This window comes from Rhizobium lentis (assembly GCF_017352135.1).
GTDB lineage: Bacteria > Pseudomonadota > Alphaproteobacteria > Rhizobiales > Rhizobiaceae > Rhizobium > Rhizobium lentis.
In genome coordinates, this window is sequence record NZ_CP071454.1 from 911,776 (window position 1) to 937,862 (window position 26,087).

The 26,087-nt window shown below is 61.6% G+C and carries 24 protein-coding genes; 10 read left to right on the forward strand and 14 right to left on the reverse strand.

Translation table 11 applies throughout. The annotated features are described in order from the left end of the window. Positions 1 to 13 precede the first annotated feature (13 nt). Together J0663_RS04480 and J0663_RS04485 are read right to left on the reverse strand one after the other, a co-directional pair. Positions 14 to 1,204: an efflux RND transporter periplasmic adaptor subunit gene (locus J0663_RS04480; protein ID WP_207243244.1), complete on the reverse strand. Its 1,191-nt coding sequence runs from the start codon at positions 1,202 to 1,204 to the stop codon at positions 14 to 16. A gap of 46 nt (positions 1,205 to 1,250) precedes the next feature. Continuing rightward, positions 1,251 to 2,066 carry an alpha/beta hydrolase fold domain-containing protein gene (locus tag J0663_RS04485; protein WP_207243245.1) on the reverse strand — a complete coding sequence of 272 codons (816 nt, stop codon included), beginning with the start codon at positions 2,064 to 2,066 and terminating at the stop codon, positions 1,251 to 1,253. 166 nt (positions 2,067 to 2,232) lie between these two features. Here J0663_RS04485 and J0663_RS04490 point away from each other — a divergent pair, with 166 nt between their 5' ends. After that, positions 2,233 to 3,144, forward strand: coding sequence for a LysR family transcriptional regulator (locus J0663_RS04490; RefSeq protein ID WP_207243246.1), 912 nt, complete (start codon positions 2,233 to 2,235; stop codon positions 3,142 to 3,144). Between the two features lie 229 nt (positions 3,145 to 3,373). On the opposite strand, the gene J0663_RS04495 is transcribed toward J0663_RS04490, so the two are convergent. Further along, the gene (locus J0663_RS04495; protein ID WP_207243247.1) at positions 3,374 to 4,117 is read right to left on the reverse strand and encodes an SDR family oxidoreductase; all 744 of its coding nucleotides are present in this window, start codon (positions 4,115 to 4,117) and stop codon (positions 3,374 to 3,376) included. Positions 4,118 to 4,233: 116 nt separating this feature from the next. On the opposite strand from J0663_RS04495, the gene J0663_RS04500 reads away from it, so the two are divergent. The 3 genes from J0663_RS04500 to J0663_RS04510 are packed head-to-tail and all read left to right on the forward strand — an operon-like array spanning position 4,234 to position 6,159. Next, complete coding sequence (locus tag J0663_RS04500) at positions 4,234 to 5,142, forward strand: LysR family transcriptional regulator (protein ID WP_207243248.1); 909 nt, start codon at positions 4,234 to 4,236, stop codon at positions 5,140 to 5,142. Between the two features lie 35 nt (positions 5,143 to 5,177). Further along, a complete protein-coding gene (locus J0663_RS04505; RefSeq protein ID WP_207243249.1) occupies positions 5,178 to 5,492 on the forward strand; it encodes a hypothetical protein in 315 nt (104 codons plus the stop codon). Between the two features lie 49 nt (positions 5,493 to 5,541). After that, positions 5,542 to 6,159 (forward strand): DNA-3-methyladenine glycosylase, encoded by a 618-nt coding sequence (locus tag J0663_RS04510; protein WP_246590370.1) that lies wholly within the window; start codon positions 5,542 to 5,544, stop codon positions 6,157 to 6,159. Between the two features lie 82 nt (positions 6,160 to 6,241). Here the strand turns inward: J0663_RS04510 and J0663_RS04515 are convergent, their stop codons facing one another. Genes J0663_RS04515 through J0663_RS04525 form a run of 3 tightly spaced genes read right to left on the reverse strand, consistent with a single transcriptional unit; the run spans position 6,242 to position 9,456 of the window. After that, positions 6,242 to 7,783 (reverse strand): DHA2 family efflux MFS transporter permease subunit, encoded by a 1,542-nt coding sequence (locus tag J0663_RS04515; protein WP_207243250.1) that lies wholly within the window; start codon positions 7,781 to 7,783, stop codon positions 6,242 to 6,244. Then, positions 7,776 to 8,999, reverse strand: a complete 1,224-nt coding sequence (locus tag J0663_RS04520; protein WP_207243251.1) for an HlyD family secretion protein — start codon at positions 8,997 to 8,999, stop codon at positions 7,776 to 7,778. The genes J0663_RS04515 and J0663_RS04520 overlap by 8 nt, the downstream gene beginning before the upstream one ends. Further along, positions 8,992 to 9,456 (reverse strand): MarR family winged helix-turn-helix transcriptional regulator, encoded by a 465-nt coding sequence (locus J0663_RS04525; RefSeq protein WP_207243252.1) that lies wholly within the window; start codon positions 9,454 to 9,456, stop codon positions 8,992 to 8,994. The genes J0663_RS04520 and J0663_RS04525 overlap by 8 nt, the downstream gene beginning before the upstream one ends. Before the next feature lie 215 nt (positions 9,457 to 9,671). On the opposite strand from J0663_RS04525, the gene J0663_RS04530 reads away from it, so the two are divergent. The 3 genes from J0663_RS04530 to J0663_RS04540 all read left to right on the forward strand — a co-directional run bounded on the left by J0663_RS04530 (position 9,672) and on the right by J0663_RS04540 (position 15,824). Continuing rightward, on the forward strand, positions 9,672 to 11,213 hold the full coding sequence (locus J0663_RS04530) for a cation:proton antiporter (RefSeq protein ID WP_207243253.1): 1,542 nt from the start codon (positions 9,672 to 9,674) through the stop codon (positions 11,211 to 11,213). A gap of 250 nt (positions 11,214 to 11,463) precedes the next feature. Next, positions 11,464 to 12,642, forward strand: a complete 1,179-nt coding sequence (locus J0663_RS04535) for an efflux RND transporter periplasmic adaptor subunit (protein ID WP_207243254.1) — start codon at positions 11,464 to 11,466, stop codon at positions 12,640 to 12,642. Then, on the forward strand, positions 12,639 to 15,824 hold the full coding sequence (locus J0663_RS04540; RefSeq protein WP_207243255.1) for an efflux RND transporter permease subunit: 3,186 nt from the start codon (positions 12,639 to 12,641) through the stop codon (positions 15,822 to 15,824). Before J0663_RS04535 ends, J0663_RS04540 begins: the two co-directional genes overlap by 4 nt. Positions 15,825 to 15,850: 26 nt before the next feature. Here J0663_RS04540 and J0663_RS04545 read toward each other — a convergent pair whose 3' ends face one another. Continuing rightward, positions 15,851 to 16,627 (reverse strand): metallophosphoesterase family protein, encoded by a 777-nt coding sequence (locus J0663_RS04545; RefSeq protein ID WP_207243256.1) that lies wholly within the window; start codon positions 16,625 to 16,627, stop codon positions 15,851 to 15,853. A gap of 167 nt (positions 16,628 to 16,794) precedes the next feature. Here J0663_RS04545 and J0663_RS04550 point away from each other — a divergent pair, with 167 nt between their 5' ends. Next, positions 16,795 to 17,919, forward strand: a complete 1,125-nt coding sequence (locus tag J0663_RS04550) for a monooxygenase (protein ID WP_207243257.1) — start codon at positions 16,795 to 16,797, stop codon at positions 17,917 to 17,919. A 50-nt stretch (positions 17,920 to 17,969) separates the two neighbouring features. Here J0663_RS04550 and J0663_RS04555 read toward each other — a convergent pair whose 3' ends face one another. Both J0663_RS04555 and J0663_RS04560 read right to left on the reverse strand, forming a co-directional pair. After that, positions 17,970 to 18,434, reverse strand: a complete 465-nt coding sequence (locus tag J0663_RS04555; RefSeq protein ID WP_207243258.1) for an RrF2 family transcriptional regulator — start codon at positions 18,432 to 18,434, stop codon at positions 17,970 to 17,972. Positions 18,435 to 18,610: 176 nt separating this feature from the next. Then, the gene (locus J0663_RS04560) at positions 18,611 to 19,399 is read right to left on the reverse strand and encodes an SDR family NAD(P)-dependent oxidoreductase (protein ID WP_207243259.1); all 789 of its coding nucleotides are present in this window, start codon (positions 19,397 to 19,399) and stop codon (positions 18,611 to 18,613) included. A 137-nt stretch (positions 19,400 to 19,536) separates the two neighbouring features. On the opposite strand from J0663_RS04560, the gene J0663_RS04565 reads away from it, so the two are divergent. Next, positions 19,537 to 20,307, forward strand: coding sequence for a TIM barrel protein (locus tag J0663_RS04565; RefSeq protein WP_207243260.1), 771 nt, complete (start codon positions 19,537 to 19,539; stop codon positions 20,305 to 20,307). Here J0663_RS04565 and J0663_RS04570 read toward each other — a convergent pair. After that, positions 20,304 to 20,837 (reverse strand): carboxymuconolactone decarboxylase family protein, encoded by a 534-nt coding sequence (locus tag J0663_RS04570; protein WP_207243261.1) that lies wholly within the window; start codon positions 20,835 to 20,837, stop codon positions 20,304 to 20,306. The two genes, J0663_RS04565 and J0663_RS04570, sit on opposite strands and share 4 nt — an antisense overlap. 75 nt (positions 20,838 to 20,912) lie before the next feature. On the opposite strand from J0663_RS04570, the gene J0663_RS04575 reads away from it, so the two are divergent. Continuing rightward, the gene (locus J0663_RS04575; RefSeq protein WP_207244430.1) at positions 20,913 to 21,410 is read left to right on the forward strand and encodes a cupin domain-containing protein; all 498 of its coding nucleotides are present in this window, start codon (positions 20,913 to 20,915) and stop codon (positions 21,408 to 21,410) included. Between the two features lie 31 nt (positions 21,411 to 21,441). On the opposite strand, the gene ugpC is transcribed toward J0663_RS04575, so the two are convergent. The 4 genes from ugpC to J0663_RS04595 form a co-directional block, all read right to left on the reverse strand. Next, a complete protein-coding gene (ugpC, locus tag J0663_RS04580; RefSeq protein WP_207243262.1) occupies positions 21,442 to 22,551 on the reverse strand; it encodes a sn-glycerol-3-phosphate ABC transporter ATP-binding protein UgpC in 1,110 nt (369 codons plus the stop codon). 12 nt (positions 22,552 to 22,563) lie between these two features. After that, entirely contained in the window at positions 22,564 to 23,478 is a 915-nt protein-coding gene (locus J0663_RS04585) for an ABC transporter permease subunit (protein ID WP_207243263.1), read from the reverse strand. 10 nt (positions 23,479 to 23,488) lie between these two features. Then, the gene (locus tag J0663_RS04590) at positions 23,489 to 24,373 is read right to left on the reverse strand and encodes a carbohydrate ABC transporter permease (protein ID WP_207243264.1); all 885 of its coding nucleotides are present in this window, start codon (positions 24,371 to 24,373) and stop codon (positions 23,489 to 23,491) included. Positions 24,374 to 24,497: 124 nt separating this feature from the next. After that, the gene (locus J0663_RS04595) at positions 24,498 to 25,853 is read right to left on the reverse strand and encodes an extracellular solute-binding protein (protein ID WP_207243265.1); all 1,356 of its coding nucleotides are present in this window, start codon (positions 25,851 to 25,853) and stop codon (positions 24,498 to 24,500) included. Between the last annotated feature and the right edge of the window lie 234 nt (positions 25,854 to 26,087).

Sequence of the window (26,087 nt, forward strand, 5' to 3'; positions counted from 1 at the left end):
GGAAGGCTGCGTCTTACTGCGCGGTCGCGACCTTCTCTTCCATCTGCGGAATGACGGCGGCGCCCGGACGGATGCGCTGCAGGCCGTTGACGACGATCTTCTCGCCGGCCTTCAGGCCGCTTTCGACCACCCGCTGCCCCTCAGCCAGAGCGCCGAGCTGCACCTGCCGGTATGCGACCTTGTTCTCGCCGTCGACGACGAACACGAACTTCTTGTCCTGGTCCGTGCCGACAGCCCGGTCGCTGATGACGATCTTGTTCTCAGCCTTCGGCTGGCCCATGCGCACGCGCACGAACTGGCCGGGGATGAGGCGTCCGCCCGGATTATCGAAGACGGCGCGCACACTGATGGTGCCGCTCGATGCGTCGACCTCGTTGTCGATCAATTGCAGCTTGCCCTTGATCGGCGTGCCTTCGTCGGCGAGCGTGCCGACCTCGACCGGAATCTCTTCGACCGGCGGCAGGGCGCCGTCCGTCTGCGGCAACTGGGCGAGAGCACGCGTGACCATCTCTTCGCTGGCATTGAAGCTTGCATAGATGGGATCGACCGAAACGAGCGTCGTCAGCGCCGGCGAGGCCGATCCGGCGGCAACGAGGTTACCTGCCGTCACCTCGATTTTGCCGATGCGGCCGGAAACCGGCGCCCGCACCTGAGTATAATCGAGATTGAGCTGGGCAGACTGCAACGCGGCTTGCGCCGAACGCAATCCTGCCTGCGCCTCGGCCAGCGCGCTCTGGCGCTGATCGAGATCGCTCTGGGAGATAGTGCGGTTGTCGGAAAGCCTGCGGCCGCGGTCAAGCTCGGTCTGCGCCAGGCTGACCCTGGCTTCAGCCGAAGCGACCTGGCCTTGCGCCTGCGCCACGCTCGCCTGATAGGGAGCCGGATCGATGGTGAAGAGCAGGTCGCCCTGCTTCACCAGCGCGCCCTCACGGAAAGCCACCGAAAGGATCGCGCCTTCGACGCGGGGACGGACCTGGACACGATCGACCGCTTCGAGACGGCCGGAGAAGGTCTCCCAGGCCGTCACGTCGCGCTCTGCGACGACGGCAACCGTCACCGGCACGGCCGGAGGCTGCGCAGGGGCGGAAGCTGCCGTAGCGGTCGTGCTCATTGGTAGTTCGAAAAACAATGCAGCGCCTGAAACCGACGCAATAAGTCCCATGCCGGCGCCCACGAGGGCCCAGCGCTTGCTTCTGGACGTCATCAGTACTCTCCTTGCGGCCCTAAGCCGCCGAAATATCAGATCTTCTTCAATGCAATTGCGGTTGGACGCTTACATCCTGCAGGAAACTCCCGAAATGGCGGCTGACGTGCTCCTGCCAGTCGGGCGCTTCCCCGGATTTCCCACCATAAATCGAAGGCCAGCCCGTCCCGGCGGGAAGGACATGCTGGCGCACACCGACGCCGGCCTTTTTCAGGCGGGCGCCGTAACCAAGTGTTTCGTCGTGCAGAGGATCGTCCTCGGCGGTGAATATCAGCGCCGGCGCGACCCCTGAAAGACGCGAACAGAGGCAGGGTGCGGCATAGGGATGACAGCCGCCGCCGCTCAAGTAATGGCTCCAGCCCTCCGTCCAGCGCTGGCGCATGCCGATGGCTTCCGCCTTGCGGATCGAAGAGGTGCCCATGAAGGGATCGAGCAGCGGCGAAATCAAAACCTGGCCGTCAAGCGCATCAGGCAGTTGGTCGCGCGCCTTCAACGCCACACCGGCGGCGACATTGCCGCCTGCTTCCTCCCCGGCCACGAACAGCAGCGACTTGCGGTCGCCAAGACCGGCAGCACGTTTGTTGGCGAGGTAGCTGAAAACGGAGAAGGAAACTTCCAACGCCTTCGGAAACACATTGTCGGAGAGGCTGCTATAGTCAACGGCGGCGACGATAGCGCCGGCTTTGGCCAGGCTCATCGCCACCGGCCGATCGACATTCGTCTCACTGTCGAGAAATGCGCCGCCGTGCAGGTAAAGTACGATCGGCGGCCCCTTGCCGTAGTCGGCGCCCTGGTAGATACGTGCGGAGACGGGGCCGATGGCCACCTTGTCCAGCATCATATCTTTCCATTCCACCGTCATGGTTCCGGTCTCTTTCTCGCATCGGAGCAAACAGACACAGTCCGCCGCTTGCGTTTTGTACAAAAAAGATATTGTTATTCAGAACAAGGAATAAGAAGCGATATCGCGATAACACTGTTCCAATTCTCGAACAATGGTGCAATGCAAACTGCGGACTTGAAAACCGATGGATCAGCTCTCGGCAATGCGCGTCTTCATCCGCGTCGTGGAGACGGGCAATTTCACCCGCGCCGCCGACATGCTCGCCATGCCCAAGGCGACGGTGACCAACCTCATTCAGGGCCTCGAGGCGCATCTGCGCACCAAGCTCCTGAATCGTACCACGCGCCGGGTCATGGTGACCACCGACGGCGCACTTTATTACGAACGTGCCGCCCAGATCATTTCCGAGCTGGAGGAACTCGACGGCAGCCTCTCCAACTCGCAGAGCCTGCCGAGCGGGCGGCTGCGCATCGAAATGAGCGGCGCCTTTGCTGATGCCATCGTCGTTCCGGCCCTTTGCGACTTCTACCAGCGCTACCCTGACATACGCCTGGATCTGGGGGTCAGCGACCGCACAGTCGATTACCTGGTCGAAAACGTCGATTGTGCGCTGCGGGCCGGTACGCCCACCGACCAGTCGCTGATCGCCCGGCGCGTTTCGGAGATGGAGCTGATCACCTGCGCTTCGCCGAGCTACATTCAGAAATTCGGCATGCCCGAACGGCCGGAAGATCTGGAAGCGACGCACTATTCCGTCAATTATTTCCGCGCCCAGAACAACCGGACGCTGCCCTTCGAATTTCGCAGGGGCAATGAAATAGTGGAGACCACCCCGCGCTGCATCGCCTCGGTCAACGACAGCCGCACTTATCTGACTGCGGCCCTGACGGGGCTCGGCGTCGCGCAGGTGCCGATCTTCATGGCGCGTGAACCGATGCGGCGGGGCGAACTGGTCCGCGTGCTGCCGGAATGGCGCCGCGATCCGATACCACTTTATGTGGTCTATCCACCGAACCGTCACCTCAGCAACAAGGTCCGCGTCTTCGTCGATTGGCTGGTGAAGCTCCTGATGGAGGCCAAGCTGAACGACGCCTGAGCCGGCAACAAATACGGCCCGGAAGGCAAGGGAAACCTTCGACGGGCCGCAATATTTTGAACATCGGGCCTATCGCGCCGCAGACTGGGCGCGGCAGGCTTGGAGGTTCGGAAGAGAGCGTCAGGGAATCCACTCTCTCGCGATAAAACAGTTATAAGCACTCTCCGGTGGATTGTAAGAGGGAAAAGCTACAAGCGCCGTTCACATAATTGCGATAACGGCACCTTCGTCAGATCACGCCGCCATTGGCGCGCACGGTCTGGCCGTTGATCCAGCCGCCGTCCGGGCCGGCCAGGAAGGCGACCGCGGCCGCGATGTCCTCGGGCGCACCAAGACGTTCCAGCGGGTTCATCTTCGCCATCCGGGCAATGAGTTCCTCCGGCTTGCCGTTAAGGAAGAGTTCGGTGGCGACAGGACCGGGCGCGATCGCGTTGACGGTGATATTGCGGCCGCGCATCTCCTTGGCCATGATCGCCGTCAGCGTTTCGACGGCGGCTTTGGTGGCGGCGTAGACGCCGTAGGTTTCGAGCTTCAGCCCGATGACCGAGGTCGAGAAATTGATGATCCGGCCGCCGTCGCGCAGACGCTTGGCTGCTTCCCTCAGCGTATTGAAGGTGCCCTTGAGATTGACGGCGATCTGGCGGTCGAAATTGGCGTCGTCAGCCTCGGCCAGCGAGGAGAGCATCATGATGCCGGCATTGTTGACGAGAACGTCTATACCGCCGAAGGCGGCTTCCGCGGCATCGAACATGCGGCGGACCGCTTCAGCGTCGCTGACATCGGCTTTCGCCGCCAGCGCCTTGCCGCCGCTCTGCTCGATCTCGCGGACCAGTTCCTGGGCCGGCGCGGCACTGCCGGAATAGTTGACGGAGACGGTAAAACCGTCTTTAGCGAGCCGTCGGGCGACTTCAGCGCCAATGCCGCGGGAAGCGCCGGTAACCAGCGCGACCTTGCCGTTTTCGTTGAAAGCCATGGTTCTTCTCCTTCATCTGCACCCGCGTGTTTCGATAAGGAGACGATGCGCCTTTTCTTTCATCGGATAATCATGCATTGTTTGGCATCACCATCCGGAAATCACGAATAAAAAAGATGGACAGATTCGATGCCATGCGGGTGTTTTGCCGCGTCGTGGAACGGCGCAGTTTCACCCTCGCCGCCGAAGACACTGGTCTGCCGCGCTCGACCGTCACCGATGCCGTCAAGCAGCTCGAAGCCCGCCTCGGCGTGCGCCTGCTCCAGCGCACGACGCGCCATGTCAGCCCCACGCTCGACGGCGAGGCCTATTACCAGCGCTGCCTGTCGATCCTCGCCGACATCGAGGATGCCGAGGGTGCTTTTGCCGGCGCCAAGCCGAAGGGCCCGCTGCGTGTCGACGTACACGGCACCCTCGCACGCCATTTCGTGCTGCCGAGCCTGCCGTCCTTTCTCGAAACCTATCCCGAGATCGAATTCTATATGAGTGAGGGCGACCGGCTGGTCGATCTGGTGCGCGAAGGCATTGATTGCGTGCTGCGCGTCGGCACGCCAGAGGATAGCGACATGATCATCAGGCGCGTCGCCATGCTCGACGAGATCACGCTGGCATCTCCCGCCTATCTCGCGGCCCATGGTCTGCCGCAGCATCCGGACCGGCTTGCCGGCCATCGTATGGTCGGCTTCCGCTCCAGCGGCAGCGGCAGAATGCTGCCGCTTGAATTCATCGTCGACGGCGCGCTACGCGAGATCACCATTCCCGCCACCATCGCCGTCAACGCCGCCGAAAGTTATGTGTCGGCAGCAAGACTAGGCCTCGGCCTGATTCAGATTCCGCGCTATCACGCCGAAGGAGATCTTACCGCGGGAACCCTGATCCATGTGCTTCAGGATTTCCCGCTGACCCCGACCCCGGTCTCCGTGCTCTATCCCCGCAACCGCCAGCTTTCGCCGCGCGTGCGCGTCTTCATCGACTGGCTGGTGAAGGTCTTCGCTCGACAAAATTCCGAAAACGCGCTTCACTAAATCAAGTCTTGCTAATAGAGGCGCCGGGGTTGGCCATGGTACTCAGGGATATCACCGTCTACCAGACGGAAGACGGCTTCATCGTCGAGTTCGGCGGTGAAGGCGAAGACAGCATTGCCGTGACCCTGCGAAGCACGCCCGAGCTGACCCTGGAAAACGCCGTCTCACGTGCCAAGGCGCTGATTGCAACGGCAATCGAACCGGTCCACAGCGGCGGCGCGCGCGGCAAGGACCCCGCCCTGCTCGAAGAGGAACTGGAGGAGGGCCTGGAGGATTCCTTCCCAGCGAGCGACCCGGTTTCGGTCACATCAACCTCGATCCCGATGCGCGATCCAAACGCCGGCCGGTGATGCCGGCCTGCCAGTTCAAATGGTTTTTGGGTGACGGCAGATGCATCGAATGTTATCTGCCACGGCCATGACAGATGGTGGAACGATATCAGGCGCGATCGGCGCCGGCGCGCTTGCCGGCGAGGGCCTCAGGACGTTTTTCGAGCGCGATGCGATCGCCGTCGCCCGTGATCTGCTCGGCTGCCATCTCACAGTCGACGGCGCCGGCGGCCGCATCACCGAGACCGAAGCCTATTTCCCCGATGACGAGGCCTCGCACAGTTTTCGCGGGCCCACGAAGCGCAACGGCGCCATGTTCGGCCGGCCCGGCAATGTCTACATCTACCGCATCTATGGCATGTACTGGTGCCTGAACTTCGTCTGCCATCCTGGCTCGGCCGTGCTGATCCGGGCGCTTGAGCCGGAAGCGGGAATCCCTGCGATGATGGAACGGCGCGGCACCGAGATGCTGACGGCGCTTTGCAGCGGCCCGGGCAAGCTCTGCCAGGCGCTCGGCATCGATATCGCGATCAACGACAGGCTGCTTGATCGCGCGCCCTACGCGCTCACGGCCTCCGCACCGGCGCCGATCGTCGCTGGCAAACGCATCGGCATTACGAAAAATGCCGAAGCACCCTGGCGCTTCGGCATTCAGGGCTCGCGTTATCTCAGCAAGCCGTTTCGCTAAGCAATTCCAGCAAAAGTGTGAAGCGGTTTTCCCAAGCAAAGCGCGAAGCGCTTTTGCCGGGAATTGCTTAAACGCTTGAAGCCTATTCCATGACCGCGCCGTGATCGACGGCGGGCGCCGCCTTCGGCTTGCGCAGCAGGAGTACCAGCGGGATGACCGCCAGCGACATCAGCATCAGCAGCTTGAAATCGTCCATATAGGCGATGATCGTCGATTGCAGCGTGATGATCTCGTTGAGTGAGGCTCGGCCAGCGAGCGTCAGAGGGCTCAGCCCCTGCGCCGCCACGGCGTTGAAGGCGTGGTTGAACGGAGTCACATAGGCCACGATCGACTCATGATTGCTCTGCGTGTTCTCGACGATCAGTGCCGAGACAATCGAGATTCCGACCGCCGAGCCGATGTTTCGCGACAGATTGTAGAGGCCGGTGCCGTCGCCGCGCATATCGGCGGGGAGCGTCGCGAAAGCGATCGTCGTCAGCGGGACGAAGAGAAAGCCGAGGCCGGCGCCCTGAATGAAGCCGACCGAGATGATCGTCCATTGCGAGACGTCGGGCGTCCAGCCGGTCATGTCGTACATCGCCCAGGCGGTGAGGCCGAGGCCCAGCACCAGCAGCAAGCGCGTATCGACCTTGCCGATCAGCCGCCCGACAATGAACATGCAGAGCATGGTGCCGAGACCGCGCGGCCCCATGACGATGCCGGCGGTGATCACGGGATAACCCATCAGCGTCTGCAGATAGGGCGTCATCAGCGCCAGCGAGGCGAGGTAGGTGACACCAACGACGAAGATGAAAATCATGCTGACCGTGAAATTCTGGTCGAGGAACAGCTTCGGATTGACGAAGGATTTCTCCGCCGTCAGCGTATGCACGATCAGCAGGTAGAAAGCGGCGGCGCAGATCAGCGCCTCGAGCATGATCTCGCCTGATGAGAACCAGTCGAGCTGCTCACCGCGGTCGAGGAAGAGTTGCAGCGCGCCGATGAACAGGCTCATCATCCCGAAACCGAACCAGTCGAGTTTGGCGAGCAGATCCCTCTTGGTCTCGCCGACAAAGATGACGATGCCCAAGAAGGCGAGCGCGCCGATCGGCACGTTGATGTAGAACACCCAGCGCCACCTGATATTGTCTGTCAGCCAGCCGCCGATGACGGGTCCGAGGACCGGCCCGACCATGACCGAGACGCCGAAAAGGGCCATGGCCGAGCCGCGCTCCTCCACAGTATAGATGTCGAGCAGGATGCCCTGGGAAAGCGGCACCAGCGATGCGCCGAACAGACCCTGCAGCAGGCGGAAGACGACGATCTGGTTCAGCGATTGCGCCAGGCCGCAGAGCACCGAGGCCCCGACGAAGCCGGCGATGGCGACGAGCAGTACGCGCTTGCGACCGAACCTGGCGGCGAGGAACCCGGAAGGCGGCGTCATGATCGCCGCCGCGACGATATAGGATGTGAGTACCCAGTTGATCTGGTCGGCGGAAGCCGAAACGCTGCCCTGGATATAGGGCAGCGCCACGTTGGCGATCGTCGTATCCAGCGCCTGCATGATGACGGCGAGAATGACGCAGGCCGTGATCGCACCGCGATTAGCGATGGGGGTCGCCGGAGAGGCGGCAGCGCTACTCATGATCCATGCCCTGAGGCCGGCCCAGAAGTCTGTTGACGAAATCGGGCAGGCCGCGGGCGTGGCCGGTGTCGACATCGACCACCGTGCTCATGCCGACGCGCAGCGGCGGCCTGCCTTCGGCATCTTCGATGCTGACGCGCATCGGAATGCGCTGCACGACCTTCACCCAGTTGCCGGTGGTGTTCTGCGCCGGCAGCAGCGAGAAGCTGGAGCCGGATGCCGGGCTGATGCTCTCGACCTTGCCCTTCCAGGTGACGCCGGGATATGTGTCGACATAGATCTCGGCCGTCTGGCCGGGCTTGACGTAGGTCAGTTCGGTTTCCTTCGGGCTGGCGGCGATCCACAGATGGTCGGTGGCGACAAGCGAGAAGGCCTGCTGCGAAGCCTGCAGGTAGGAGCCGACCTGCAATGCGTTGACATTGGTGACGATGCCATTGAAGGGCGCCTTGACGACGCTGTGGTCGAGTTCGCGCCGGGCGTTGTCGACCTGCGATTTGGCCTGCAGATAAAGCGGATTTTCCTCGACCGGCTGGTCGGCCCTGCCGCCGAGCTGGGCGAGCGTCGTTGCGGCCTCCGCCTTGGCAACGGCAACCTTCTGCTGCGCCGCTTCGAGGTTGTGCTTGGCCTCGTCATAGGCCGACTGCGTCGCGCTGCCGTTGTTGACCAGGTTCTGCTGCCGGTCGAACTGATCCTGGAAATAGGGCAGATCGGCTTCAGCCTGCGTGATTTCGGCCAGCGACTGTTGATAGCTCGCCTTGAGGTTCATGATCTGGTTGCGCTGGACGCCGAGCTGGGCTTCGGCGCCGGCAAGCGCGATCTTGAAGGAATCGGCCCTCAGGCTGAAGAGCACCTGCCCCGCCTTGACCGCTTCGTTTTCATGCACGTCGATCCGGTCGACGATGCCCGAGACATCCGTGGTGACCCCGACCATATCGGCCTGGATATAGGCGTTGTCGGTCGACATCACCTGACCGCCATTGACGTAATAATAACCGCCGACAACGAGCGCGACCGGCAGCAGGGCGAAGAGAACGGGCCGCGTGAGACTGCGCCGGCGGCGGACCTTCTTGCCGCCGGGCGCAGCCACGGCGACAGCCGGCGCTGAACTGGATGAAGGCGCTTCGGCTACCGTTTCCTGCTGTTTCGCTTCATTTTGTTCAATAGGTGACTTTGCATTGGCGTCGGCAACGACGCGGAGGGGAGATTGATCAGCCATCGTTCATCTCATTCTCGTCAACCGGGGTCCGGCATGCCTGGATCAGGTTGGTCTTCATTACGGACAGGATGTGGAAAAGCTGCTCGCGCTGCTCGACTGAGACACCTTCCAGCGCCTCTGCGCGGGTCACATCGCCGAGTTCGCGCATTTCGGCGAGCAGAGGATGCGCTTCGTCGCGCATGTAGAGCAGCCAGATCCGCCGGTCGGTCGGATGCTGGCGGCGCTCAATGAGCCCTCGTTCAGCGAGTTTGTCGAGAATACGCACCAGCGTGATCGGCTCGACTTCGAGAATTTCGGCAAGGCCGCTTTGGTGGATGCCTTCGTTGTTTGAGAGATAGGCAAGTGTCTGCCATTGTGAACGCGTCAACCCAAGGCACTTCGCGCGCTGCTCGAACCGCTTGCGCAGCAGCCGCGCGACGTCGTGCAAAAGAAATCCGAGGGTGGGCGTGGCGCTCATGGAGACCTTTGCCGGCTATTTATAAGCATACTTATGATGTGGATGATATATTCCCGTCGCCCGCACTGCACAAGGGCGCGGAGGCAGATTCCGCAGCCGCGGCCAAAATGCCGCAGCCGCCGCGAAAAGAGCCGGCTGCTTGCAGTGGCCGCAGACCGGCTTCGGCCCTAATTTCCGATGAGATCGCCTCGGCCGGAGGCGCGCAGGAGGGCTTGATGGCGTTCTTCGAAAGCATGCTGACATTGCTTCTGGTAGCGATCGTCTTCCTGCAATTCTCCCGGAAATTCCGCATCCCTTATCCCACGATGCTGGCGATCGCCGGCATGATCGTTGCCGCCGTGCCCTGGGCGCCCGACGTCGCCATTGATCCGCAACTGGCGCTGGCGCTGTTGATCGCGCCCGTCCTCTTCGACGCCGCCTATGACCTGCCGCCACGGACGTTGAGGCGCAACTGGCTGCCGCTCTTCTCGCTCGCCGCCATTGCCGTCATCCTGACGGCCGTCGCAGTCGCCGCCGTCGCCATGACGACGGCCGGCCTGCCGCTTGCTGCAGCCTTGGCGCTCGGCGCCATCGTCGCACCACCCGATGCGGCAGCGGCAACCGCCATGCTCGACCGTTTCGAGCTGCCGCGGCAGACCTATGTGGTTCTTAAAGGCGAGAGCCTTTTGAACGATGCCGTCGCGCTCCTGATCTTCAGCGCGGCGGTGGCCGCCGCCTCGAGCCCGACCTTCTTCAGCGGCGCCCTTGCGCAACTGGCGCTGGCGGCGCCGGGAGGTATCATCCTCGGTTATCTCCTCGGCCGTCTCTACATGGTCATCGGAGTAAGGCTCGCCGGCACGCTCGGCGGCACCTTGCTCGAATTCGTCGCCACGTTTGGCGCATGGATCATCGCCGAGCGGCTGCACCTTTCAGCAATTTTGACCATCGTCGTTTATGCGATGGTGATCGCCCGCTACATGCCCGAAAGGCAGACCGCCCGCCATCGCATCCACTCCTATTCGGTTTGGGAAGCCGCGGTCTTCCTGGTCAACGTGCTCGCCTTCCTGCTGATGGGGCTGCAAGTCCGCCAAATCTTCGTTGATATCGACCCCGGTCGACTCGACTTCGCGATCACCCTGGCCGCCTCGGTCTTCATCACCGTCATCGTGGTCCGCCTGGCTTGGGTGCTTCTCTATAACCGTGTGATTACCTTTCTGGCGGTGCGTAGGCTGACGAAACAGGCAGTTCCCACTTTCGCGACGAGCCTTATTGCCGGATGGTGCGGAATGCGCGGCCTCGTGACGCTGGCGACCGCGCTCGCCTTGCCGATCGACTTCCACGACCGCGACATCATCCTACTCAGCGCCCTTGCCGTCGTCCTCGGCACACTCATCGTTCAGGGGCTGACGCTCGGGCCGCTGATCCGCTTCCTGAAATTTGATCCGGACACCTCCTTGGACCGTGATCTCACAAAAGCCCGCATCGCGCTCATCGATGCAGCGCTTGCCGAGCTTGACGGCAATGAAAAATCCACCCGCATCTTGCGCGATGTCTACACCTCCGAGCGCGAGATCGCCGCTGACGGAAAACACCCGCGCGAGGTCAGCCGGCTTGACAAACAGCGCCGCAACGTCATCACCGCCAAACGCCGCAAACTGGCCGCGATGCGCCGCGACGGCGAGATCGACGACGATGTATTTCACATGCTGGAACAGGAACTTGATTGGGCCGAACTCGCAGCCTTACCGCCAGGCCGCGATGAGATTGTCGAAAGCTGACGCCGCTCGTAAAGAATTGATAACCGCCGGCAATTGGCATTTGCTATTTTTGGCGGCAGCCGTTTATATCCCGTTCCATAGCGTTAAGACTTTCCATTGTGCATCGCATGCCGGCCTTCCCTTCTATCGATCGGATACCGGGGGTATCACGGGAGCCCAGGCTTCCGTTCACAGCAGCAAGACATGAATAACATAACTTCATCTTAGGTTCGGCGACCATCCATCGGCCGTCGAGATTGGAGGGACCGGTATGACTTACGCGCTTCGACGGATATTGGTGCTCGGCTGCATCGCCACGTTCATGCCTCTGGCCGTGATGGCGCAAGGCGCACCGCCTGCCCCTCCTCCCGTCACCGTCGCAAAGCCTGTCGTGCGTGATGTCGTCGATAACGACGAATTCATCGGCCGTTTCCAGCCGGTCGATGAGGTCTCCGTGCGCTCGCGTGTCGGCGGCTATCTGCAGGAAGTTCATTTCGAGGACGGCGCCCTGGTCAAGCAGGGCGACCTGCTCTTCGTCATCGACCAGCGGCCGTTCATAACCGCGCTCAACCAGGCAAAGGCCGCGCTTGAAGCGGCGCAATCCACCCTTGTCTTTGCCGATGCGCAGTATAAGCGTGCCCAGTCGCTTGCTTCGAGCGGCAGCCAATCCGCACAGACGCTGGACGATCGCCGCCGCGAATTCGATTCCGCCCAGGCCAATGTCCGCGGCGCGCAGGCCGCCGCTGATCGCGCGGCTCTCGATCTTGAATATACCGAGATCAAGGCGCCGCTCAGCGGCCGCATCGACCGTCGCCTGATCTCGACCGGCAATCTCGTGCAGGCCGACCAGACGGTGCTTACCACGATCGTCTCCCTCGATCCGATCGATTTCTATTTCGATGTCGATGAACGTCGCCTGCTCAATTTTGCCGACACCGCGCGCAAACTGGGCAAGGACCTCCAGCTCGGCGGCGGCGGCGTCGACGTGTCCGTCACCATCTCCGACCCCACCGCCAAACCTTTCACGGGAAAGCTCGATTTTGCGGAAAACCGGGTCGACAACGAGAGCGGCACCATTCGCATCCGCGCCCGCCTTGCCAATCCTGATCTCGTCCTGCAGCCGGGCCTGTTCGGCCGTGTGCAGGTCGCAGCCTCCAATACCTACAAGGCCATTCTCGTCCCGGACGAGGCGATCGGCTCGGATCAGAATGAGCGCGTCGTCTATGTCGTCGACGCCCAAGGCAAGGTTTCGACCAAGCCGGTACGCCCCGGACCGCGGCTCTACGGCTATCGCGTCATCCGTGAAGGCCTCGACGGCAACGAAACGATCATCGTCAACGGCCTGATGCGCGCCCGGCCGGGCTCGACCATCACGCCTCAGATGAGCGAACTGCCGCAAGAGCGGCAGGACATGCCACCGGAATCCGCAAACGCGGAGAGCGGACAATGAGATTCGCCCATTTCTTCGTGGACAGGCCGATCTTTGCGGCCGTCATTTCGATTCTCTTCCTCGTCGTCGGCGGCATCGCCTATACGCAGCTGCCGGTCTCCCAATATCCGGAGATCGCGCCGCCCACCATCGTCGTGCGCACCTCCTATCCGGGCGCCGACCCGCAGACCATCGCCGACACGGTTTCGACCCCCCTCGAGCAGCAGATCAACGGCGTCGAAGACATGCTGTACATGTCTTCCTACTCCAGCGCCGACGGCGCCATGTCGCTGACGATCACCTTCAAGCTCGGCACCGATCTCGACAAGGTCCAGGTGCTTGTCCAGAACCGCGTTTCCATCGCGCTCCCCCGCCTTCCCGAGGAGGTTCAGCGGCTCGGCGTGACCACGGACAAGAGCTCTCCCGACCTGATGATGGTTGTGCACCTCCTGTCGCCGTCACACCGTTACGACCAGCTTTACGTCTCGAACTATGCCCGCAATCGCATCCGCGACGTGCTCGTGCGCCTCGACGGCGTCGGCGACGTGCAGATCTTCGGCGAGCGTCAGTATTCGATGCGCATCTGGCTGGATCCGGAAAAACTCTCCGCCTACGGCATGACCTCGGACGACGTCGTCTCCGCCCTGAGGGACCAGAACGTCCAGGTATCGGGCGGTAAAATCGGCGCGCCGCCGGTGACCGGCAGGAACGCCTTCGAATATACCGTGCGAACGGACGGGCGTTTCTCCGATGTTCGCGAGTTCCGCTATGTCATCGTGAAATCGACGGGAGCGGGCCGGCTGGTGCAGCTACAGGACGTCGCCCGCATCGAACTCGGCGCACAGGACTACGTCACCAACAGCTATCTCAACAACGACCCTGCGGTCGCTCTCGGCATTTTCGCTCGGCCGGGAACCAATGCGCTGGACACGGCCCATCAAGTCCAGACGCTGATGAAGGATATCTCACAGAACTTCCCGGAGGGGCTGGAATATCGCATCGTCTACGACACGACCGAATTCATCTCGGACTCGATCAACGAGGTCTATAGGACCATCGCCGAAGCGGCCATCCTGGTGGCGATCGTCGTTCTCGTCTTCCTGCAATCCTGGCGGACCGCGATCATACCGATCGTCGCCATTCCCGTCTCGCTGATCGGCACCTTCGCCGTTCTGCTCGCCTTCGGCTTTTCGCTCAACATGCTGACACTCTTCGGTCTCGTGCTCGCCATCGGCATCGTCGTCGATGACGCGATCGTGGTGGTGGAAAACGTCGAGCGCAATCTGGCGCGCGGCATGACGCCGAAGCAGGCGTCCCACGTGACAATGGACGAAGTCGGAACCGCCGTCGTGGCGATCTCGCTGGTGCTGATCGCGGTATTCGTGCCGACCGCCTTCATCCCCGGCATATCTGGCCAGTTCTACAGGCAGTTTGCGGTGACGATCTCCGTCACCACAGCGATATCGGCATTGAATTCCCTGACGCTTTCGCCCGCGCTCGCCGGCATATTGCTGAAGGCCCATGATCACGAGACAAAGCGCAAGAGCATCGCCTCACGCTTGGGAACAGGTCTTGCGAACGGCTTCAATCGCGGCTTCGACCGGATGAGCTCGGGCTATTCGTGGACCGTCCGGCACCTAGTCAGCAGCTGGGTAGGCTTGACCTGCGCGATGCTCGCCTTCGCCGGCCTTCTGGGTGCGACCTGGTACATGAGCACCAGGGTTCCCTCGGGTTTCATTCCGACTATGGACCAGGGTTACGCGATCGTCGTCGTGCAGCTTCCCGACGGCGCCTCGCTTGCGCGTACCGATGCCGTCGTCAAACAGGTGGGCGACATCGCCCGAACCGTGCCCGGTGTCGGAAACGCCGTGCAGTTTGCCGGCTTCAGCGGAGCGACCTTCACCAATGCCTCGAATGCGGGCGTCGTCTTCGTTCCCTTCAAGTCCTTCGCCGAACGCGAGGAAGGCGGAGACAACGCCAACAAGATCATCGGCGAGCTCTTTGCCAAGCTGCAAAGCATCCAGGAAGCCTTCATCATTGCCATCCCGCCGCCGTCCGTGCGCGGCGTCGGCAATTCCGGCGGCTTCAAGATGCAGATCTCCGATCTCGAAAACCCTGACATGACGCGCGTGCTGGGCCTCGCCCGCCAGATGATGGGGGCTGCGGCAACGACCGAGGGCCTGACCGGCGTCTTTACGACATTCTCGGACGCCAGCCCGCAATATTTCCTGTCGATCGACCGCGACAAGGCGCGGTTCCTGAACGTGCCGATCCCCAATATCTTCAATGCACTTTCCATCAATCTTGGCGTTGCCTACGTGAACGATTTCAACGCGTTCGGCCGCGTTTACCAGGTTCGCGCCCAGGCCGACCGGCAATACCGTATGGACAGGGAAGATATCCTTGCGTTGAAGGTGCGCTCCGCAACCGGCGCGCTGGTACCTCTCGGAACCCTGATGGACATTCAGGACTCCAGCGGCCCGGCGCTCGTCCAGCGCTACAACATGTATGTCTCGGTGCCGCTTCAGGGCAATCCGACGCCCGGCACCTCGACGGGCGATGCGCTGAAGAAGATGGAGGAACTGGCGGCCAAGATCCTTCCACCCGGGACGACCTTCGAATGGACGGAACTCGCCTATCAGGAAACCCACACCGGCAACACCGCTGTCTACATCTTCGCCCTCTCCGTGATTTTCGTCTTCCTGGCCCTGGCGGCCCAGTATGAGAGCTGGGTTCTGCCGCTCGCGATCATTCTCATCGTCCCGCTCGCCGTGCTGGCGGCACTGATCGGAGTGTCACTCAGGGGAATGGACAACAATGTGCTGACGCAGATCGGCCTGATCGTCCTGATCGGCCTTGCGGCCAAGAACGCCATTCTTATCGTCGAATTCGCAAGACAGGCGGAGGAGGAGGGCAAATCACCGGTAGACGCGGCCATCGAGGCCAGCCACCTTCGCCTGCGACCGATCCTGATGACGGCATTCGCCTTTATCTTCGGCGTTCTGCCGCTGGCCATCGCCACTGGCCCCGGTGCCGAAATGCGGCAATCGCTCGGCACCGCCGTCTTCTCCGGCATGCTCGGTGTCACGTTCTTCGGGTTGTTCCTGACGCCGGTTTTCTACGTCGTGCTGCGCGGCCGGCGTCGCCACCGCGCGACGGAAAGGCCGCTCGAACCCGCTCCGGCCGAAAGGGAGACGGTCTGACCATCAGCGTGCCGGGCGGGATGATGTCAGGTGGAAAACAGATGCACCCTGCCCTGCCAGAATCGGGCGACGGTCAGCCGGCCGCTGCGAAAGGCGCGTGTATCGAGATTGAGCCGCCTCGAGCGAATGTCGGGCTCATCGTTGGGCGTATGACCATGCACGACAAGTTTCGGCAAGGGGATCCTGCTTTCGAGAAAGCGATGGCGGATGAGGACCAGATCCTCCTCCGTTTGTGCGGCAAGCGGCAGCATCGGATCGATGCCCGCATGCACGAACACCACGTTCGGCGTCTCCAGCATGACGGGCAGCGCCCGCATGAAATCGATATGCGTATGCGGCAGCGACTGGCGCAGGAAGGCGTCGAGCTGTACGCCGGAGGGAAAAATCAGCGGCAAGTGCTCCGGATCGAGCCCATAGGATTTGAGCAGTTCCGCCGACCCCATCCTCATCCAGTCGTCGTAAGAGAGCCAGCCGTCGATATAGTCGAGCATGGCGATCTCGTGATTGCCAGCAAGGCAGATGCGGTCGAAACCATCCGGCGGCGGCGTCATGAGATGAGCGATGACCTGCGCCGAGTCCGGGCCGCGGTCGATATAGTCACCAAGCGTCACGATCAGCTTTTGCCCGGGCAGCTGCGCGCCATCGCGCAGGATCGCCTCTTCGGCTTTCAGGAGCAGGTCATAGCGTCCATGAATGTCGCCGATCGCATAGGTTGGAGTGTCGGCAATATCCAGCGTCAGACGCGGTCTCTGCTGGCGGCCCATTTTCCAAACCTCGCTATGGCGAGCAAGTGAATCTCTCATCATGTTTCTCAGTGAAGGGAAGCCCCGGTTAACCATAAGTAGCGTGGTGGACGAGACGATCAAGTTGGTGAAAAAATTCGACGCATTGGGTTTTTCTGGAAAAACCGTTCTTATCATTCACAGCGAAATCCCCCACTCCTGTCATCCGTCGAGGAAAGAGCGAAGCGATGGGAACGATATCGCAGTTTCATGACCCCTTGAGGCCGCCGGCCCACCGCATCGAAAGCGAAGAGGAGGCCTTGTCCACGGCTCGCAGCCTCGCCGCCACGTTCCGGCATCAGGCAAGCGAGCGCGATATCAACCGCATCCTGCCTTTTGCCGAGCTCGACGCGCTGTCGTTATCGGGACTGACGGCAATCGCTGTTCCGCCCGAACATGAGGGGCTCGACGTGCCGAACGCCCTGCTCGCCGAGATCGTTGCGATTATCGCCGAGGCCGACGCCTCGATCGGTGAGACCCTGGAATATCATTTTTCCGTGCTGGAAACGCTCCGCACCCAGGCGGCCGAGAATCTGAAGGCATCGCTGTTTGCCCATGTGCTGCTCGGCGACCGCTTCGCGGGCACGACCGTCGTCGACGGTACCCAACTGTCGGCCGAAGGGCCGGGTTACCGCCTGAGCGGACGGACACGGCAGGCACCCGGCATTCTCTATGCCGACTGGATCGCCGCTGCCCTCACACTTCCGCCCGGGCGCCCGGTGACGATCTATCTCAGCCGCGGTGACGAAGATGTGCAGGTGGTCGACGATTGGGACGGCTTCGGCCAGCGCACCAATGGATCGGCAACGACGATCGCCGGCGCAGTTCATATCAATGCCGACGCGATCGCGCCGGCCCCCTCATCCGGATATTCGACCGGCGTCTCGCTCGGCCTGCTGCTCAAGGCCGCTGTCAGCCTGGGTATTGCGCGGGCTGCATGGGCTGAGCTGATGACAGCGATTGGCGATCGCACCGTCACCCCCGCCCGGCTCGGCGAACACGCCGTCGGCATCGAAATCACGGCGGCAGCTCTGGAACGGGCAGGCCGCAAACTCGACATTGCCCAGGTCAATCCTGTAGAAGCCGCGATGGCGGATGCCTATTTTTCCGCTTCAGCGGCCGCGATCACAGCCGAGGAGACAGCACTCCGCACCGCAAATGCGCTGTTCGAGCTCGCAGGCGAAGCAGCGGCCGGCATCGGCCTCAATCTCGATCGCCATTGGCGCAATGCCCGCATTCACGCGCTGTCGCTGCCGCGGGATAGACTGCTGCACCGCGCCGGCGACTATCTGTCAAGCAAGGCTGCGACCTGACCGATTTCAGCACCGTCCGAGCGGTGGCGCCCGGGACCTATCGAAACGTCTCAGCTGGCTGCAGAGATCGGGAAGTCGTCCGGGGCGCCTTCAATGCGGCCGCCGGCCTGGACGAATTGGTCGAGGGTCATATTGTCGAGAATCGCGGCGATCGCATCCCGAACATCGGTCATCGAGCGCCGCACCTGACAGGTTTCCGGATCGGCGCAGTCGTCGCAGGCCTCATAGGCCGTCCGGCTGGCGCAGCGGATCGGCGCCAGCGGACCGTCGAGCGTGCGGATGACATGCCCGATGCGGATTTCAGAGGCTGGCCGCGAGAGGGAGTATCCCCCGCCTGGCCCCTTCTTTGAACGCAGAATGCCGACATTGCGCAGTTCCAGCAGGATCGTATCGAGAAACTTCTTCGGAATATTGTTGCGGCTCGCGATGTCATTGATGAAGGCGGTCTCGCCAGGCGCCAGACGCGCCAGATCGACCAGTGCCTTCAGGCCGTATTTCCCCTTCTTCGTCAGCATCGTCGTCGCCTTGTGAAAACTGCAATATCCGCCCGCTAATAGCAGGCAAATAACGTCGAAAGCGTGAAGATACAACAAAATAGCTAATATTTATAGCTTGCATCGGCAACATCCACAGCCGACCGGCAGTTTTGCGAAAGAAACGGCCGGCCACGTGGCTCTTGTGACGGCTGCGATCAAATCGTCTTCAGCATGCCGCCATCGACGAAATAGGTCGATCCGATGCAGTAGCTCGCCCGCTCCGAACTCAGAAAGACAAAGACGTTCGCCAGTTCCTCCGGCGTGCCGAAGCGCTTGGAGGCGGCATGTTCATTGGCAACGCTCTGCAGGTAGCCTTCCCAGTTTCCGCCGCTTTCGGCAGTCAGTTGCTTGGCGGTCTTGATCCAGTCGGGCGTCAGGATCAGGCCGGCATTGATGCAGTTGACGCGGATATTGTCCTGGATGAGCTCGGTCGAGAGTGTCTTCGAAAACATCATCAGCGCCGATTTGCTGACATTGTAGATCGGCTCGTACCAGAGCGGCTGGACGGCGCAGATCGAGGCATTGTGCAGGATCACACCGCCGCCTCGCTTTTTCATCTGCGGCGCGATGCCGCGCGCAAGCCGCACGGCGGCCATCACATGCAGATCCCAATAGGCCTGCCACTTCTCGTCGGGCGCCTCCATCACCGTCTCATTCGATCCGGTGCCAGCATTGTTGATCAGGATATCGGCCCCGCCTTTCTCCGCCGCCGCCGCAATGATCGCCTCCGTTCCCGCAGCCGTCGCCACATCGGCAACGACAGCGGTGGTGCTGACCCCAAATTTCTCGGCAATACGGGCGGTTTCGGCCTCCAGCCGTTCGCCGCCGCGCGCCGCCAGCACGAGGTCTGCACCCTCGGCCGCCAGGCCCTCGGCGATCGCCAACCCGATGCCGACCGACGCGCCCGTTATGACGGCAATCTTTCCCTTCAATCCCAGATCCATCTTTTCCTCCCGAAACGGCCGGCGACCCCGGCGATGCGGCAAGTGTTCCGCCAATGAATCCGGGCGTCAAGCACCCAGACGCCTCTTGCGGCAGGCTCCGTTCTGTCGCAGCCTGCGTCCAAGTCGGGGGAGTTTTCATGCGACGTTATTCAGCCTGCATAGAATGGTTGTTTGCCGAAGTCGGCGACAGCTTTCCCGATCGCATCCGCCGCGCTCATACCGGCGGCCTGACGGCGATCGAATTCTGGCGCTGGACCGACAAGGATCTGGGTGCGATCGAGGCGGTACTGGCGGAAACCGGCCTTGCCGTCACCAGCCTTGTCGCCGAGCCGATGATCGCGCTGACCGACGCCGCCAACCGGCAGGCCTGGCTGAAAGGCCTTGCCGATCCCGTTGCTGTCGCCGGGCGCCTAGGCGCACCCGTGCTGATTGCCCAGGCTGGCGACGATCTTCCCGGCTCCAGCCGTCAGGAGCAGCGCCGGTCGCTCACCGAAACTCTGAAAGCCGGTGCCGATATCCTCAAAGGCAGTGGCGTGCGTCTCGGCGTCGAACCGCTCAACATCCGCATCGACCATGTCGGCTATTTCCTCGACTCGACCCGCGAAGGCCTCGACATCATCGATGACGTCGCCCGCCCCGAGATCGGCATCGTCTACGACCTCTACCATTCCGCGGTGATGGACGAACGCACCGAAGAGGTGCTGGACGGCCGTCTCGATCGGGTTTTCCATGTTCATGTCGCCGATCATCCCGGTCGCAACGAACCGGGCTCCGGCAGCATCGACCTTGCCCGCCGCCTCGACTGGATCTTCGCCAACGGCTATGCTGGCGCCGTCGGCCTGGAATACCGGCCGACCAGATCCGGCGCAGACGCGGTCAGGGCCGCCATTGCTTCACTTGGCGCCTAGGCTGAGCCGGCTTCCGCGAAGGCTTCAAGCTCAGGGTCGAGCTCGACCTCGACCACATTGTTGAACACGGCCGTCGCCAGCATGATGCCGGCAAAGGCGATGAGGTCGACGAGCGTCTTGGTCTCGTAGCGCTCCTTCAGCCTTGCCCAGAGCTCGGCCGGAACGGCGTTGGAATCGGTGACAACAGCCCTGCCGAAAGCCTCGAGCAGCGCTTCCGACTCGGAAAGCTCCAGCGCGTCGGGATCGAAACCCTTGTTGATCAGCGCCCGGCGAAAGAAGGTGATGGCGATCTTCGACTTCGCCGCCTTCGAGATCGCATGCGAGAAGATCCAGATCTCCCGGTCACTGACCGCAGGATCGAGTTCGGCCCGCAGCGTAAACCATTCGGCATAGATGCGATGGGCGACCGGCGAATGTAACAGCGTGCGCTTCATATTGGTCATCCGCCCGCGCAGCCTGATCTCTTCATCATGCGCCGCACGGATCTCTTCGGAGGCGGCAGCGTAGTCGATCTGCGGGAGGTGGCTCATCGGAACGGTGCTTTCCTTTTTGTGAAGGGGCGATGGCGGCAAATCTGCTTGGCCGCCGTGCGGCATCCGCCTAGACTGACCAAATCGAAGGCGGAGGCAAGGCATGAGCGATACGATCATCATCACGTCGACTGGCGCGAACATGGCGTCAAGGTCATTCCGGGCAACTCGCTCGATCCGAACACCGCGCAGACGCCGGGCATGAACCGCGCGACCGCAATCAACAATGCGCGTGCCGGCGCAGAAAAGATCTGGGCCGGGACGGTGACGATCCATGCCAATGCCAAGACCGGCGCCCATCATCACGGCGATCTCGAAAGCATCATCTACGTGGTCAAGGGCAGGGCCCGGATGCGCTGGGGCGAGCATCTGGAATATACCGCCGAGGCCAGCCCCGGCGATTTCATCTATGTCCCGCCCTTCGTACCCCATCAGGAGATCAACGCCAGCCGCGACGAGACGCTGGAATGCGTGCTCGTCCGTTCGGGCCAGGAACCCGTCGTCGTCAATCTCGATATCGAGCCAGTCGAGAAGCCGGAAGACGTTGCCTGGATCGATCCGATCCATCGCTGATCTCACTCAAATCGCCAATGCCTCGCGCCCGTCAGGCGTGAACGGCCCCGGCCCCGCTCACCGCAGGGCTTTCGATGATCCGGCCGGTATCGGCTGCGTAGAGATGGATCGCATTGTAATCGATCGCGATGCCGATCGGATCGCCAGACTTCACCTTCACTGCCTCGGTCAAGGCTACGGCGAAGGGAAGCCCATCGAAATCGGCATGAACAACGCGGCTCGCACCGAGTTCTTCGATGAAATCGGCCGTTGCGACCAATGCGCCGGGCGCATCCGGCGCCACCAGCCGGGCGGCTTCGGCGCGCATGCCGAGCACGACACGCTTGCCTTTCAGCGCACCGGCGCGCTCGCGCGGCAATGTGATCTTGCGGCTTTGGTCGTAGACAAAAATTCCCTCGTCATTGATCGTGCCTTCGAGCAGGTTCATCGCCGGCGTGCCAACGAAACCGGCGACAAAACGCGAGACCGGATGGTGATAGACCTCTTCCGGCGTGCCGACCTGTTCGACTTTGCCGGCGTTCATGACGATGATACGGTCGGCAAGCGTCATGGCCTCGTTCTGATCATGGGTGACGAAGATCGAGGTGGCGCCGAGGCGGCGGTGCAAGCGGCGGATTTCGGCGCGCATGGCGATGCGCAGCTTGGCGTCGAGGTTCGACAGAGGCTCGTCGAAGAGGAACACCTTCGGTTCGCGGATCATCGCGCGGCCCATGGCGACGCGCTGGCGCTGGCCGCCGGATAGGGCGGCGGGCCGGCGGTCGAGGAAAGGCTCGAGGCTGAGGACCTTGGCGACGTCGGCGACGCGGCGGTTGCGCTCGGCCTTCGAAACGCCCGCCACCTTCAAGGCGTAGCCGATATTCTCGGCGACCGTCATATGCGGATAGAGCGCGTAGTTCTGGAATACCATGGCGCAGCCACGCTCGCGCGGCTCCAGCTGGTTGACGACGCGGCCGTCGATGGCGATTTCGCCGCCGCTGATTTCCTCAAGGCCGGCGATCATGCGCAAAAGCGTGGACTTGCCGCAGCCGGACGGGCCGAGGATGACGATGAACTCGCCGGACTGGATCTCCAGGTCGACGCCGTGAACGACGGGATGCTTGCCGTAGCTCTTTTTCACATCACGGATTGAGATCGGTGCCACTGGACTGTTCCTTCACTTCTCGGTGGAGATAAGGCCGCGCACGAACCAGCGCTGCATCAGGATGACGAGCACCAGCGGCGGCGACATGATGATCAGCGTACCGGCCATGGCGACGTTCCAGTCGGGCAGGCCGAATTCGGACGGGATCAAGGTCTTGAGCTGCGTCACCGCGATGCCGAAATTCGGATCGGTGGTGATCAGAAGCGGCCAGAGATATTGGTTCCAGGCCCAGACGAACATGATCGTGAACAATGCGATCATATTGGGGCGCGAGAGCGGCAGCAGAACGTCCCAGAAGAACCGCACCGGGCCCGATCCGTCCATCTTCGAAGCCTCGGCAAGCTCATCGGGAACCGTCAGATAGAACTGCCGGTAGAGGAAAGTGCCGGTCGCGGTGGCGACGAGGGGCGCTACGAGGCCAGTATAGGAATTCAGCAGACCCCATTCGAGCTTGATGTGAATGCCGGACAGCCAGGCAACGAGCGCGGAAATTCCCGTGACATCGAGGATCGCCTGAAACGGCGCCAGCGCATTGGCCGCAATCGAATAGGTCGGCACGATGCGGACTTCGAGCGGCAGCATCAGCGTGATGAAGATGATCCAGAAAATCAGATGCCGGCCGCGGAAGCGGAAGTAGACGATCGAGAAGGCCGCCATGGCGGAAAGGATGACCTTGCCGGCAGCGACCGCCGTGGCGAAAATGATGCTGTGGAGCAGCTTGTTGCCGAGATCGGCGCGAACCCAGGCTTCCTTTGCATTTTCCCAGAAATGCGAACCGGGCATCAGCGGCAACGGTACGCGGTTGACCGTTTCCAGATCGAGCGTCGATGCGATGATGACGATGACGAAAGGCAGAAGCGCGATCACCATGCCGAGCGCCAGAAGCGTATAGCAGATGAAGTTGAATATCGGCGTGCGTTCGATCATATCCGCGACCTCACTTGTAGTGCACGCGCCGCTCGATGAAGCGGAACTGGAAGATGGTGAGCAGCACGACGAGCAGCATCAGGATGATGGACTGCGCCGCCGCACCTGAATAATCGAGCCCTCGGAATCCGTCGAAATAGATCTTGTAGACCATGAGCTCTGTCGCTCGCGCCGGACCGCCCTGCGTCATGACGTCGACGATCCCGAAGGAATCCTGAAAGCTTTCGGTGATGTTGATCACGAGCAGGAAAAACAACGTCGGCGTCAGCAGCGGCAGTTGGAGGTCCCACATGCGGCGCAGCGGCCCGGATCCGTCCATGGCGGCCGCTTCGATCAGCGAGCGGGGGATACCCTGGAGGGCGGAAAGGAAGAAGATGAAATTATAGCCGATATACTTCCAGGAGAAGGCGATGATGACGGCGATCATCGCATCCTTGCCGTCGAGCGCCGGGTTCCAGAGGCCGGGCCAGGCGTGATTGATGACCGACAGAAGGCCGGCCTCCGGCGCCAGAATGAAGCGGAAGGCGAGACCGAGGGCGGGAGCGGCGATCGCGTAAGGCCAGATGAAAACCGACCGGTAGATCTTGTGGCCGCGCAGTTCACGATCCGTCAACAGCGCCAGGATGAGCGCCAGGCCCATGGCAATGATCGTCGAGCTGAAGCCGAAAACCATGCTGCGGGTGATCGATTCCCAATAGATCGGATCGCTGAGCAGCAGTTTGAAATTGTCGAAGCCGACCCAGGCATTCCCGCCGCCCCATGGCTGCTCGAGCGTGAAAGCCCAATAGAGCGCCTGTGCGCTCGGCCAATAGAAGAAAACGAAGATCAGCAACAGCATCGGGAATGCGAAGAGCAGGCCGATCGTCGTCGAGGAGAAAGTGACGCGCTTTTCCATGGGTGGTCGTTTTCGCCGTAGTTTGGTTCTGGCGCGGGCGCAGCTCGCATCCACAACTAGAAAGAACTTACAAAGACGCACCCGGCGCGCGCAAGGCAGGCCGGGTGCGGCTCATATCGGACGATCAGGGAAGCTGAACATTCTTGTAGGTCTGCTGGAAGCGGCGCAGGAGCTGGTTGCCGCGATCGGCAGCCGAGTCGAGCGAAGCCTGAACGTCGGCATTGTTGACGAAGATTGCCTGCAGGCCGTTGGCGATCTCGGTGCGGACCTGCAGCAGGCCGCCGAGACGGATCCCCTTGGCAGCAGCGTCGCCGGCCGGCGATGCGGTCAGGCTCTGGATGGCGAGTTCCCGGCCGGCATAAGGAGCCTTGTCGTAGAAGCCCTGCTTCTTCAGATATTCGAAGCCGGAGTTGCGAACCGGGATATAGCCGGTAACAGTCGACCAGGTGAGAGCTTCTTCCGGCTTTGCGATGAAGTTGAAGAAGGCGGCTGCAGCCTTGTATTCGGCGTCGGAATGACCCTTCAGAACCCAGAGCGAAGCGCCGCCGACATAGGAGCTGTGACGGGTTGCGTCACCGTAGGTCGGCAGCATGGCAACGCCCCAGTTCATGCCCTGCTTGGCGGTGCGGCCGATATTGCCGTGGTCGCCGACCGAGGTCAGGATGACCTGGCAATCGCCGGCAGCGAAGGCTTCGACGAAAGTCTGGCCGACGGCCTTGTTCTTAATGACGGCGAGCTTGTTGTCGTACCAGGACTTGAGGTCCTTGATGTAGCTGACGAGAAGCGGGTTTTTGTTGAAGACCAGCTCGGCATCGAGCCCCTCAAAGCCGTTCTTCTTCGTCGCGATCGGTTCGCCATTGACGGCTTCGAACTGCTCGATGTACTGCCAGACTTCATTGTTGGAGATGTCGAAGGCGAGCGGGCATGCATAGCCGGCGTCCTTCAGAGCCTTGAAGTCTTCGCCCGCTTCCTTCCAGGTCGCCGGTGCATGATCCTTGCCGATTTTGGCGAAGGCGTCCTTGTTCCAGTAGAGCAGAGCGGTCGAGGAGTTGAAGGGGAAGGAATACATCTCGCCCTTCGACGTGGCGTAGTAGCCTGCGATGCCCGAGAAGTAGTCGTTCCAATCGACGGTGTAGCCCATGTCGGCCATCAGCTTGTTGGCCGGGTAGTAGGCGTCGGAGAGCATGATGTCGAGCGTGCCGGCGTCGGAAACCTGGGCGATCGTCGGCTGCTTGCCGGCACGGAAGGCCGCAATCGTGTTCTGCAGGGAAGCGTCGTAGCTGCCTTGGCTAGTGCAGACGACTTCGTAATCGGCCTGCGACTGGTTGAAGCGATCGCACTGCTCCTGGACACGCTTTGCGATGTCACCGGAATTGCCGAACCAGAAATCAATCTTGGTCTTTTCGGCGGCGGCAGCGGGGCCAGCAAGAAACGCTGTAGCGAGAAGGGCGCCGACGGCGCCGAGAAGCTTGGCTTGCATGAGAACCTCGAACGTAAAAGGGACGCGCACTTTCAGCGCACGCCCATTTAGCCGGTTCAAATTGTCGCTGCCAATGAATATTACATGACATGAAATGTTCGAATTGTAGTTGTCATAAAAATGACATGCAATCGTTATTCGGAACACTAGTAGAAGTATTTAGAGAATATTTGCAAAAATCCCTAACATATTGCCAGCTCTATGCATTTATATTCGAATAACCATAATTTTCAG

What these genes read in the sequence shown, in the direction of transcription:
- J0663_RS04480 (WP_207243244.1), bottom strand. Translation starts at nt 1,204, where the DNA reads ATGACGTCCAGAAGCAAGCGCTGGGCCCTCGTGGGCGCCGGCATGGGA.
- J0663_RS04485 (WP_207243245.1), bottom strand. Translation starts at nt 2,066, where the DNA reads ATGACGGTGGAATGGAAAGATATGATGCTGGACAAGGTGGCCATCGGC.
- J0663_RS04490 (WP_207243246.1), top strand. Translation starts at nt 2,233, where the DNA reads ATGGATCAGCTCTCGGCAATGCGCGTCTTCATCCGCGTCGTGGAGACG.
- J0663_RS04495 (WP_207243247.1), bottom strand. Translation starts at nt 4,117, where the DNA reads ATGGCTTTCAACGAAAACGGCAAGGTCGCGCTGGTTACCGGCGCTTCC.
- J0663_RS04500 (WP_207243248.1), top strand. Translation starts at nt 4,234, where the DNA reads ATGGACAGATTCGATGCCATGCGGGTGTTTTGCCGCGTCGTGGAACGG.
- J0663_RS04505 (WP_207243249.1), top strand. Translation starts at nt 5,178, where the DNA reads ATGGTACTCAGGGATATCACCGTCTACCAGACGGAAGACGGCTTCATC.
- J0663_RS04510 (WP_246590370.1), top strand. Translation starts at nt 5,542, where the DNA reads ATGTTATCTGCCACGGCCATGACAGATGGTGGAACGATATCAGGCGCG.
- J0663_RS04515 (WP_207243250.1), bottom strand. Translation starts at nt 7,783, where the DNA reads ATGAGTAGCGCTGCCGCCTCTCCGGCGACCCCCATCGCTAATCGCGGT.
- J0663_RS04520 (WP_207243251.1), bottom strand. Translation starts at nt 8,999, where the DNA reads ATGGCTGATCAATCTCCCCTCCGCGTCGTTGCCGACGCCAATGCAAAG.
- J0663_RS04525 (WP_207243252.1), bottom strand. Translation starts at nt 9,456, where the DNA reads ATGAGCGCCACGCCCACCCTCGGATTTCTTTTGCACGACGTCGCGCGG.
- J0663_RS04530 (WP_207243253.1), top strand. Translation starts at nt 9,672, where the DNA reads ATGGCGTTCTTCGAAAGCATGCTGACATTGCTTCTGGTAGCGATCGTC.
- J0663_RS04535 (WP_207243254.1), top strand. Translation starts at nt 11,464, where the DNA reads ATGACTTACGCGCTTCGACGGATATTGGTGCTCGGCTGCATCGCCACG.
- J0663_RS04540 (WP_207243255.1), top strand. Translation starts at nt 12,639, where the DNA reads ATGAGATTCGCCCATTTCTTCGTGGACAGGCCGATCTTTGCGGCCGTC.
- J0663_RS04545 (WP_207243256.1), bottom strand. Translation starts at nt 16,627, where the DNA reads ATGAGAGATTCACTTGCTCGCCATAGCGAGGTTTGGAAAATGGGCCGC.
- J0663_RS04550 (WP_207243257.1), top strand. Translation starts at nt 16,795, where the DNA reads ATGGGAACGATATCGCAGTTTCATGACCCCTTGAGGCCGCCGGCCCAC.
- J0663_RS04555 (WP_207243258.1), bottom strand. Translation starts at nt 18,434, where the DNA reads ATGCTGACGAAGAAGGGGAAATACGGCCTGAAGGCACTGGTCGATCTG.
- J0663_RS04560 (WP_207243259.1), bottom strand. Translation starts at nt 19,399, where the DNA reads ATGGATCTGGGATTGAAGGGAAAGATTGCCGTCATAACGGGCGCGTCG.
- J0663_RS04565 (WP_207243260.1), top strand. Translation starts at nt 19,537, where the DNA reads ATGCGACGTTATTCAGCCTGCATAGAATGGTTGTTTGCCGAAGTCGGC.
- J0663_RS04570 (WP_207243261.1), bottom strand. Translation starts at nt 20,837, where the DNA reads ATGAGCCACCTCCCGCAGATCGACTACGCTGCCGCCTCCGAAGAGATC.
- J0663_RS04585 (WP_207243263.1), bottom strand. Translation starts at nt 23,478, where the DNA reads ATGATCGAACGCACGCCGATATTCAACTTCATCTGCTATACGCTTCTG.
- J0663_RS04590 (WP_207243264.1), bottom strand. Translation starts at nt 24,373, where the DNA reads ATGGAAAAGCGCGTCACTTTCTCCTCGACGACGATCGGCCTGCTCTTC.
- J0663_RS04595 (WP_207243265.1), bottom strand. Translation starts at nt 25,853, where the DNA reads ATGCAAGCCAAGCTTCTCGGCGCCGTCGGCGCCCTTCTCGCTACAGCG.